Raw genomic sequence first — 11,740 nt, 5'->3', positions numbered from 1 at the left:
ACTTAAAATTATCTTTTTTGGTTCAATAAAAAAATAACAACGCCTCTTTAAGGCGCTGTTATTGTATTAAAACCTTACCTACATCAGATATATCAATATCCAAATAGTTATCTATTCCCGATGCAAACTTTGTGTTATCTGTAAATCTAAGTTCTGTTTCTCCAGGAGTTCCAATTGCTTTAAAGGTAAGTTGTAATATATCACTATTATTTATACTAAAGGTTCCTCCTAAGGATAAAATAGATATGCTTATTTTTCCATTTGAAATGCTTATAAGTAATCCTTTACCAGTTAATTCTCCTATACCTTTTATATCGTTTTCTGTAATGGATAGTTTAGCCGGATCATATGTAATTTCTATATCACATGCCTGAATATTTTCTATAACCTGCCCGTGTATTATCACATTACCTTTAGACCCTGATTGTATCGTTGTATCTTTAAAATAGAGTTTTGGAACTAATGGTCCTGTATCTTCTTTTATTGTGAATGAATAGGTATCGCTTGATGTTTCTCCACCCTTTCCATCCTTCGCAACTACTTTCCAGTAATATGTTGCTCCAGTTTGAAGATTGGATACACTTAATGATGTATTGGCCAAATTTGTTTTATATGGTGTTGAAAGATTTTGATCTGTTGACAGATATACATCATATCTCAATGAATCTCCATCTGGGTCACTACAACTCCACTGTAAGGTTATATCCGGTTCAATATCTGTTGCATTGTTCTGCGGCGAAAGCAATACAGGCTTATCAGGCGGCGTATTTTGTTGTAAAGCAGTTGTAAATGAATATGTTTTACTTGATGTCTCTCCACCTTTTCCGTCTTTTGCAACTACTTTCCAGTAATATGTTTTACCTGAATCAAGAGTTACTGTATAATCGGTATTTGTATAGTCGCTTTCTTTTGGTGTTGTAAATTGCTGCGAATCTGAGATATATATATCATATTTTAACGTATCTCCATCCGGATCGTTTCCCTGCCATTTTAATGTTACTGTTGTAGGAATATTTTCTGCTTTATCTGCTGGTTCAAGCAACTCTGGTTCTAATGGTGGATTATTTTCATTGGATGATTCTGTTATTGTAAATACCCACAATGGCCCTGAGGTTATATTTCCTTCGCTATCTTTTGCTATTACTTTCCAATAATATGTTCCTGGAACCAAATTTGTAATTTCATAATTTTTAGCAGTTATATTTTTTGCTTTTAATCCAGGCTCCTGTACATTTCCAAAATACAAGTCATAAGTTACGCTGTCTCCATCTGGATCATATGATTCCCATTTCAAAGTAAGTGTCTTTAAACTTAATGTACTTTTATCTGCCGGGTATGGATTATATGGCTTTATTGGAGGTCTATTGTCCGGCATTGTGATTAAGTTTGCATGAATATTTCCGGTATGTTTTCTATCTCCAAGATATATTGGCCATCCTGAATCTTTCAGCTCTATTGAATCGCCATATACTCCATAAATGAACCCATTTAACGTTCCAAAAACTATAACACCATTTTCATCTATATTTGGTGATGATTTTAATTTTAACTGCGTTTCCTCCGTATCCTGATACGTCCACTCTTCAGTAGAGTTTATTACCCTAAAACTTTTTTTACCGCCTAAATATTTATATTCTCCTGTAAGAGTAACATTATATAATTGTTCATTATATAAATCTTTTTCCAGAATATCAGTTATATAGTAATATTTATAAAGATATCCACTTTCGCCTACAAATACTATTGAATTATCTGTATCAACTACTATACTTCCTGTAATTACTTCATCTAATTCTTTTTCAAATATTTTATTTCCATACAAATCATATCCATATATTTTTTTCTCTTTTGTTCCAAAATATATGTTTCCATTTTTATCCATGGATAAATCTGTTGAAATCTGTTGAGCAAAGGATATTTTAAACAATTCTTCTCCTGTATTGCTGGATAATCCATACAGGAATTGTCCAATACCTAAATACAGGTTATTTCCATTAACTAGTATATTTGTAGTTGCATTACCAAATAATTCTTTTTTCCATATTTCGTTGCCAAACGCTCCAAATTTATACAATATACCTGTATCCGTTACTACGAATATTTCTCCATTCACTCCAATAGACACAGGCTTTGATATAGGACCTTCCAACTCTGTTTTTTCATATAACGTGCCATCTGGATTTATTATATATAACTCACCTAATTCATCACCTATAATTATTTGATTAATTGGATTTAACACCACAGGAGCTTTTATAAAGCCTTCTGTATTATATTTCCATATTATATTCCCATAGGTATCCAATGCATATATTGCTCCGTCTGATGTTGAAAAATAAATTGTATTATCTTCAGAAATTGCAGGCGATTGAATTGCACTACCTATATATTTTTTAAATTTTAAATCTGCGGGCTTTAAAATTGTTTTAAAAGAATATATATCGCTTTCTGTTTCAAATTCTCCATCAGAAGCTATAATTTTCCAATAATATCTTTTATTATTTTCAAGTGTAATGTTAAAATATGTAGCTTCGGTTGTACCAATAGCCTGTAATTCTTCATTTTCCTGAGCAAGATATATAGTATATTTCAAAGGATCATCTTCTGGATCTTCGCCTTTCCAGGAGAGTGTTACTTTTATAGGAACCTCTGTTCTTTGATTCTCAGGATAAATTAACACAGGTTTCTCAGGTTGATGATTATTTCTACTATATAGATTTCTATTATGCTCTGAATTTTTTCCGTCTTGACACCATATATTATCTGTAGCCTCTTCTGAGGGAATTATAGATAATGCATATAAATTATTCTGAGAAATTCCCAATAGCAATCCATCATTAAAAGATGAGGATAATATTTCTCCAAATTCATCTTTATTATTTGTAGATTCAAAGTTTTTGTATATTCCGTTTTTCGTAAAAATATATATATTATTTCCATGAATTATTTTGCTCTTATTGTACAAATTAGCAATAGAATAACTTGCTTTAAGTTTTCCGGATTTTGAAATTTTAAATATTTTAGAATTTCCGAAAACATAAACATACTCTCCATCATAAATTCCTTCACCATATATATTATCACTTAAAGTTATTTCCCAATTTTCATCTCCTTCCTGTGTATAACTATATAATTTCTCACCTGTTGCAAAATACAAATTATAATTTTCATCAGAAATAATAGAACCTGTCAATTTATTTGATAAATTAATTTCACAAAGTACCTTGCCAAGTGGTTTTGTAATTATAATTTTCCCACTATTTTCATAATTACCCGAAATCACCATTTTACCATTTTCAATTATCGTTAATGGAGCTATTGGTTCAATTTCATATATTTTATTAAATTTTACTGTATCTCTAGAAAGATCATAAGCTACTATATTACCATTTTTAACTGTAATATAAAGTGTATTTTGACCTGCTGTTAAACCTATAATAGTATCTGATATTTCCAGAGATATTGTTTTTTGAATAATGAATTTACTTAAATCAATTACCTTTATTTCACCATTTTCAGAAGGAATATATAAAATTCCATTATAAATAATACCACCAGGTAAAAGGCCTTCAACTTCTATGATATTATTTTCTGAAGAATCTGTATTTAATTTATATATTTTATCATTTGTTATAACATAAATTTTTTCATCATAGATAAACATATCTTTTATATCTTCTATTTCTTTTTGCCATTCAAGGGAAACGGGCTCTTTTGTTGTTTTTATTTTATACACTTCACTCCAGCTTTTCTCACCATAAGGATCTTCTGACATTACTTTTAGATAATATACCTTATTCTTTTCAAGAGATATATCATAGTATGTATCTTCAAGATTTGTGGCAATTGGAGATAAGTACATTGGATTATTACCCATATAAAGTGAGAATTTCAATTTATCATTATCTTTATCCACTCCATTCCAATTTAATCTGATATTATCCGGAATTATTGAATTGTTTTTTGGATATATAAATTCCGGATTTTCAGGTGTTTGATTTACATCCTGAACTATTATATTTAAAACTCCCAGTGAATTTTCTTTTGTATCCGATACCACTATCTGTTCCTGAATTTGTTTTGTTAAATCTGGATGTTTTACAAAATCATAATCTGGTTTGAATATATACTTACTTCTTTCAATCATTGCACCTTTATTATTTGTTAATATATGGTATTCTATTGGATCGTTTTCTCTATCGTATACAAAATTTTTCAAATCCAATTCAAATTTTTCATTTTCTTTTATCACAAATGTTTTAGCGGGAAAGTCAACAACAGGAGGTGTATTGTCATCTGTTTTGAATGTCCATATATCTGATGTTTCACTTGCACCCATTGAATCAAAAACTACTACTTTCCAATAATATTTTGTATTTAACTTTAAATCTTTTACGGTATATTCTGTTTTTGTAAGATATGTTGCAATCGGTGTTATAAGCGATGTAGATTCATCAAGATAAAGATTGTAATAAACATTATCTCCATCAAAATCCACACTTTTAATCCATTGAAACTTTATTTCATATGGAAAAACTTCTTCTGCACCATCTCTTGGATTTATTAAAAAAGTTTTAGTTGGAGGATTTTTATTGATTTTTTCAATTCTAAATTCAATAATTTTTCTATCTAAATTCCCTTTTTTATCTACTGCTTCAAGTTTCCATGAATATGTTTTATCTTCATCAAGGGATAAATTAATTTCTGTTTCTGTATATTCCTTAATATCTTTTATTACCTTTTTATCAGTATTGGAAAATAAATAAAAATTATAATACAGAAGATCATTATCAGGATCTTCTGCCTTCCAGGAAAATTTAACTTCTTTATCAGTTAAAGATTCGCCATTTTGTGGAGTCATCTCCAATATTTTCGGGGGATTGTTTTTAAATATACATCCCTGAAAGAGAAAAAGCATCAGTAATATAATTATAAGATTTAAAATTTTCTTCATTTCAATTCCTCCAATTTTCTATACTATCTCTAAATTATTATTCTATATTATATATCGATTATCCCGAAGAACTTATAAATCCACATGTAAAAAACAAACAAATATTACATAAATTAAAAAAATGTAAATAATTGATAATAATTGATAATATTTATAGTTAATTAGATCAAAATGAATTCTATACGATTTTTTTATTTATGTAAAAAAATATATAATCTTGTTGTATTAATTAATTCCTTCCGGGAATTAATTAAAAAAAGCGAAGGGGGTATGTATGATGAAAAGATTGTTTTTAGTAACGTTGATAGTTTTGATGATTATCGTCGGTATTTCTAAAGGAATTCTTATAGGATTATCCATGGACAACTTAAGGCTTGAAAGATGGCAAAAAGACAGGGATATATTTGTAAGTGTTGCAAAAAAACTTGGTGCAAAAGTTTTAGTTCAATCAGCAAATGGCGATGATTCTTTGCAATTATCACAAGTAGAAAATATGATAGCTCGAGGTGTAGATGTCTTAGTAGTATTACCTCATAACGGAAAAGTTATGGGAAGTATCGTAAAAGAAGCACATGAAAATGGAATTCCTGTTATTGCATATGACAGACTTCTAATGGATTGTGATGTGGATTATTATGTAACGTTTGATCCTATAAAAGTAGGTGAATATCAAGCAAAATATTTAATTGAAAAAAAACCTGAAGGAAATTATTTCTTATTGGGTGGATCACCTACAGATAATAATGCATACTTATTTAGAAAAGGTCAAATGAAAGTTTTACAACCTTATATTGATAGTGGAAAAATTAAAATTGTTGGTGATCAATGGGCAAAAGACTGGCTACCTCAAGAAGCTTTAAAAATAATCGAAAATGCTCTTACAGCAACTAAAAACAAAATTGATGCTATTGTTGCATCAAATGATAGTACAGCTGGTGGAGCAATTGAAGCATTAAAAGAGCAAGGACTAGCAGGTAAAGTTTTAGTTTCTGGTCAAGATGCAGATTTAGCTGCATGTCAAAGAATTGTAGAGGGATTACAAACAATGACAGTTTATAAACCTATTGATAGTATTGCTACACAAGCAGCTCTTATGGCAATTTCTGTTGCTAATAATATAAAAGTTATTACTAATGGTAAAGTAAATAATAATTATAAAGATGTCCCTACATTTTTCTTAGAACCAATCCCTGTTGATAAAAATAATATGGTTGAAACAGTAATAAAAGATGGTTTTCATTCTATAGAAGAAGTATATAAAAACATACCTAAATCAAAATGGCCTAAGATTAAATAATGAAAAAAGCGGGATGTAATAGAAATTACATCCCGTTATATATAGAGTATAGGAGGGATTTACTTGATCTTGGAAACGAAAAATATATCTAAAGAATTTCCAGGGGTAAAAGCATTAAATAATATAAATTTAAAAGTGAAAAAAAATGAATTACATGCTATAGTTGGCGAAAATGGTGCTGGCAAATCAACCCTTGTAAAAATACTATGTGGAATATATCCATACGGAACATATTCTGGAAATATTTTTTTAGAAGGGAAACTAAAAAAGTTTTATTCGACAAAAGATTCCGAAAAAGAAGGAATTTCCGTTGTTCACCAGGAATTATCTCTTTTCGAAGAATTAAGTATAGCTGAAAATTTATTCATAGATTTTGAAAATACAAAACCATATTATATTAACTGGAACTTTCTCTACCTAGAATCAATAAAATGGTTAAAAAAAGTTGGTTTAATGCATATAACTCCTACAACAAAAGTTAAAGAATTAGGTGTTGGTGAAAAACAACTTCTTGAAATTGCTAAAACATTAATTCAAAAACCTAAAATTTTAATTTTGGATGAACCAACTTCATCGCTTTCTGCAAAAGAAACCGAAATTTTATTTAATATAATAAAAGAATTGAAATCTCAGGGACTATCATTTATTTATATTTCACATAAATTAGAAGAAATTTTTGAATTAGCCGATACCGTAAGTGTTTTTAGGGATGGAAATTTAATAGAAACCAATAATATAGAAAACTACAATAAAAATAAAATAGTTAAATTAATGGTAGGAAGGAGCTTAAAAAAATTGTATCCAGAAAGAAGAATAACTCCCGAAAAAACCGTAGTTTTTAGAGCTGAAAATTTTAATACTTATAATAAATTTGGAAAAAAAGTTGTAGATAATGTAAGTTTCTTTTTAAATAAAAGTGAAATATTAGGTATTTTTGGTCTCGTTGGTGCAGGAAGAACTGAACTAGTAAACAGTATTTATGGTTCATATAGAGGAAGATATACCGGAAATGTATATTTGAAAAATAACAAATTAAAAATAAAAACACCTGAAGATAGTTTAAAAAATGGTATTTCTTTATTAACTGAAGAAAGAAAAATATATGGAATAATACCAACGCTTAGTGTAAGAGAAAATATATCTTTACTATATCTTCAAAAAACGAAAAATAAATATTATGTTGACAAATTTAAAGAATTAAAATTAGTAAAAGAAAAAATAGAAGAGTTAAAGATAAAAACGAGCAGTACAGAAGTAAAAATAACTACATTAAGCGGTGGAAATCAACAAAAGGTGCTCTTAGCAAGAAATATTATGATCTATCCAGAAATAATAATCATAGATGAACCAACCAGAGGAATAGATATAGGTGCAAAGTACGAAATATATGAATTAATGAATGATTTAACGGAAAAAGGAATATCAATTATAATGGTTTCATCTGAATTACCAGAAATATTAGGAATAAGCGATAGGATTTTAGTAATGCACGAAGGAAAGCTTGTTGCAGAATTTGATAATAGTAAAAAAAATGTTACGCAAGAAGAAGTAATGAATTATGCTACGGGGGTGTTAGTTTAATGAATAAGTTAAAAAATTTAAAATTAAAAGAATATATGATGGTAATAGCCCTAATAGGTATTTGGATAACATTTGAAATTTTGACAGAAGGTTTCTTTCTAAATCCAAGAAATTTATCAAATTTGTTTAGACAATCAATATTTATTTCAATTCTTGCAATAGGAATGGTTTGGGTAATTGTTCTAGGTGAAATCGATCTTTCTGTTGGTTCGGTTGTAGGACTAAGTGGTGGAATATTAGCAATATTAGACGTATGGTTTAATATGAATCCTATTTTCTCATTTTTCATAGTTTTATTAGTTGGTGCGATAATAGGTATGTGGAATGGCTTTTGGACTGCACATATGAAAATGCCTGCATTTATAGTTACATTGGGTGGAATGCTAATATTTAGAGGAATTTTGGTTGGAATTACTAAAGGAACTACTATAGGGCCATTAAGTAATTTTTATGAAATGTTAGGAAAAGGTTATTTAAACAAAAATATTGGTTGGATAATAGGTATAATAGCAGCAATTATATATATTTTTTTTGAATTAAATGAATGGAAGAAAAAAATTAAATATAATTTAGAATATTTGCCTGTTAATTATGAAGTCATAAAAATAATCATCTATATAATATTAATTTTTTTATTTGTCTTTACTTTAAATAGTTATCGTGGAATTCCAATCTTTTTTCTGATCATGTTAGGAATACTGATATTGTTTATGTATGTTTCTAAATACACTGTTTTTGGAAGATATATATATGCATCTGGTGGAAATAAAGAAGCTGCTATAGTCGCTGGTATTAATGTAAAAAAAATAACTTTTATTGTTTTTATTATTAACGGAATTTTAGCTGCATTAGCTGGAATATTTCTTACAGCAAGATTGGATGCCGCATCAGTTGCATCTGGGCAAGGTGCTGAACTGGATGCCATAGCTGCTTGTGTAATCGGTGGAACAAGCTTAATGGGAGGAATTGGTCATGCATTTGGTGCTGTTATAGGTGCTATTGTCATGTCAAGTTTAGATAATGGAATGAGTTTAATGAACGTTCCAATGTTTTGGCAATCCATAATTAAAGGATTGGTATTAATAATTGCTGTATGGTTTGATATTACAAGTAAAAAAAATGACTAAAGGAGGCATTTTTATGTATTTTAATTTAGAAAAAATTTTATATGAAGGAAAAAATTCCAAAAAAATTTTATCTTATAAATTTTATAATCCGGACGAGATAATAGAAGGAAAAAAAATGAAAGATTGGTTTAATTTTTCTATAGCTTATTGGCATACATTAGGAAACATAGGTATGGATCCCTTTGGTGCTCCAACTATGAAAAGACCTTGGAATTTAAAAGATCCTTTAGATACAGCTCTTGCAAAAGTTGATGCGATATTTGAATTATGTGAAATATTAGGTATAGAATTCTTTACTTTTCATGACACAGATATAGCTCCTGAGGGAAAAACAATTAAAGATTTTAATAATTCTTTAGATAAAGTAGTGGATAAAATAAAAGAAAACATGAAAACTTCAAATATAAAATTATTATGGGGAACTGCAAATCTATTTTTTCATCCAAGATATGCTCAAGGAGCTGCAACATCACCCGATCCTGAAGTTTTCGCATATGCAGCAGCTCAAGTAAAAAGAGCATTAGAAATAACGAAGGAATTAAATGGTTTAGGATACGTATTATGGGGTGGAAGAGAAGGTTATGATAATTTGTTACTAACCAATTCAGAATTAGAAGAAAAATTACTTGCTAATTTTTTGCAAATGGTAGTTGAACATAAAAATAAAATAGGATTTAAAGGAGTTTTATTAATTGAACCAAAACCAAAAGAGCCTACAAAACATCAATATGATTTTGATGCTGCAAGTGTTATAGCTTTTTTATCAAAATACAATTTAGAAAAAGATTTTAAACTTAACATTGAAGCCAATCACGCAACATTAGCTGGGCATACATTTTCACATGAATTGAGATATGCACGTATTAATAATAAACTAGGAAGTATTGATGCTAATAGAGGTGATTTGCTGTTAGGATGGGATACCGATCAATTTCCTACTAATGTTTATGAAACTACTATGGCAATGTATGAAGTTATAAAAAATGGCGGTGTCGATGTAGGTTTCAATTTCGATGCTAAAGTAAGACGTGCTTCTACAGATTTAATGGATTTAATCTATGGGCATATTGGTGGAATAGATTCTTTTTCTTTAGGTTTAAGAATAGCTAATGAATTAAAAAATGAGATTGATAAAATGGTAAAAAAAAGATATGAAAAATATTATAATACTATGTTAGGAAAAAAAATAATTAATAAAGAAATTAATTTTGACGATCTATTTGAATATATAAAAGAAACTGAAGTAGAAACTATTGAATCTTTAAAGCAAGAATTATTAGAATTAATTCTAAATATGCATATTTTCAGGGGATGATTAACCATGATATTAGGAATTGATTTAGGAACTACTGGTATAAAAGGTATTATAGTAAATTATGAAGGAAAGGTTTTAAAAAAAACTTATAGAAAATTAAATATAGAATCACCACGATTGGGTTGGATGGAACAAAACCCCAGAGAATGGTGGGAAAAAACTAAAGATATAATAAAAGAATTAACTAAAGAATATGAAATAGAAACCTTATCTATAAGTGGTCAAATGCATAGTTTAGTATTATTAGATGAAAAAGATAATTTATTATATAATGCTATTTTATGGAATGATCAGAGAACAAAAAAAGAAAGTTATTATGCAACAAAAATTTTAGGTGGTATAGATAATGTCATTAAAGAATTGGGAAACCCTATTTTAACAGGATTTACACTTCCAAAATTATTATGGATAAAAGAAAATCATATAGATATATATAAAAAAATAAATAAAATATTTTTACCAAAAGATTATATAAGTTATATGTTGACTGGGATTCATGTTAGTGAATATTCAGATATTTCCGGAACAGCGATGTATGATATAAGGAATAGAAAATGGAGTGAAATTATATTAAAAAAGTTTAACATAAATAATAAAATTCTTCCAAAAATAATTAATTCGGGAAAGGTTATAGGTGTTGTACAAAAAAATATAGCTGATGAATTAAAACTTAAAAATACACTTGTAGTAAGTGGTGGAGCAGATAATGCTTGTGCAGCACTGGGAATAGGTGTTGTACGAAATGAAATAATGATAAGTTTAGGAACATCTGGAACTGTTTTAAAACCTGTTAAAAATGGAATTCCAGATAAAAGAATTCATTTATTTGAACATGTTATCCCAAAAACAAAGTATTATATGGGAGTAATGTTATCTGCTACTCACACCTTTGATTGGTTTAAAAAGAATTTTATTTCAGAAAATATTACTTTCGACGAGATAAATAAATATATATCAAATATCCCTTTAGGTTCAAATGGTGTTATATTTTTACCTTATTTAAATGGAGAAAGAACACCTCATAATAATCCAAATGCTAAAGGTATAATTTTTGGATTAACCACATTTAATACAAAATGGGATATTATAAAAGCTATTTATGAAGGAGTAGCATTTGGATTAAAAGACTCTATAGAAATAATTAAAAGTTTTGGTTACGAAATAAATGAGATAATAGTAACAGGCGGTGGATCAAAAAGTTATATATGGATAAATATATTATCAGATATAATTGGTTTTCCTATTAAAAAGAGTAAAATAAATGAAGGAGCTGCATACGGTGCCGCTATACTAGCCTATGCAGGATTAACAAATAGTAATCCTTATGAAATAGCAAAAAAGTGGATAAAATATACAGAACCTATATTATATAACAAAGAAAATTTTGAAAAATATAAAAATATATACTCAAAATATAAAAAATTATATCTTCAAACAAAAGAATTATTAAATTAACTTTATATAAA

At 28.2% G+C, this 11,740-nt stretch carries 6 protein-coding genes; 5 read left to right on the top strand and 1 reads right to left on the bottom strand.

Annotated features, from left to right (window positions below):
• Window positions 1–58 precede the first annotated feature (58 nt).
• Window positions 59–4,954: a PQQ-binding-like beta-propeller repeat protein gene (locus XO10_RS04695; RefSeq protein WP_175421189.1), complete on the bottom strand. Its 4,896-nt coding sequence runs from the start codon at window positions 4,952–4,954 to the stop codon at window positions 59–61.
• A 277-nt stretch (window positions 4,955–5,231) separates the two neighbouring features.
• On the opposite strand from XO10_RS04695, the gene xylF reads away from it, so the two are divergent.
• From xylF to xylB, 5 genes are all read left to right on the top strand, one after another.
• Window positions 5,232–6,251, top strand: coding sequence for a D-xylose ABC transporter substrate-binding protein (xylF, locus tag XO10_RS04690; RefSeq protein ID WP_175421188.1), 1,020 nt, complete (start codon window positions 5,232–5,234; stop codon window positions 6,249–6,251).
• 63 nt (window positions 6,252–6,314) lie between these two features.
• On the top strand, window positions 6,315–7,832 hold the full coding sequence (locus XO10_RS04685; protein ID WP_217671649.1) for a sugar ABC transporter ATP-binding protein: 1,518 nt from the start codon (window positions 6,315–6,317) through the stop codon (window positions 7,830–7,832).
• Window positions 7,832–8,959, top strand: a complete 1,128-nt coding sequence (locus tag XO10_RS04680; protein WP_175421187.1) for a sugar ABC transporter permease — start codon at window positions 7,832–7,834, stop codon at window positions 8,957–8,959. The genes XO10_RS04685 and XO10_RS04680 overlap by 1 nt, the downstream gene beginning before the upstream one ends.
• Before the next feature lie 7 nt (window positions 8,960–8,966).
• Window positions 8,967–10,274 (top strand): xylose isomerase, encoded by a 1,308-nt coding sequence (xylA, locus tag XO10_RS04675; RefSeq protein ID WP_175421206.1) that lies wholly within the window; start codon window positions 8,967–8,969, stop codon window positions 10,272–10,274.
• A 6-nt stretch (window positions 10,275–10,280) separates the two neighbouring features.
• A complete protein-coding gene (gene xylB, locus XO10_RS04670; protein WP_175421186.1) occupies window positions 10,281–11,729 on the top strand; it encodes a xylulokinase in 1,449 nt (482 codons plus the stop codon).
• The last annotated feature ends 11 nt before the right edge of the window (window positions 11,730–11,740 follow it).

It is taken from the genome of Marinitoga sp. 1135 (genome assembly GCF_013363245.1).
GTDB lineage: Bacteria > Thermotogota > Thermotogae > Petrotogales > Petrotogaceae > Marinitoga > Marinitoga piezophila.
This window is presented reverse-complemented; position numbering and strand designations above follow the sequence as displayed.

Excerpts from the sequence above, each read along its gene's own strand:
- xylF (WP_175421188.1), top strand. The coding sequence starts at position 5,232 with ATGAAAAGATTGTTTTTAGTAACGTTGATAGTTTTGATGATTATCGTC.
- XO10_RS04680 (WP_175421187.1), top strand. The coding sequence starts at position 7,832 with ATGAATAAGTTAAAAAATTTAAAATTAAAAGAATATATGATGGTAATA.
- xylB (WP_175421186.1), top strand. The coding sequence starts at position 10,281 with ATGATATTAGGAATTGATTTAGGAACTACTGGTATAAAAGGTATTATA.
- XO10_RS04695 (WP_175421189.1), bottom strand. The coding sequence starts at position 4,954 with ATGAAGAAAATTTTAAATCTTATAATTATATTACTGATGCTTTTTCTC.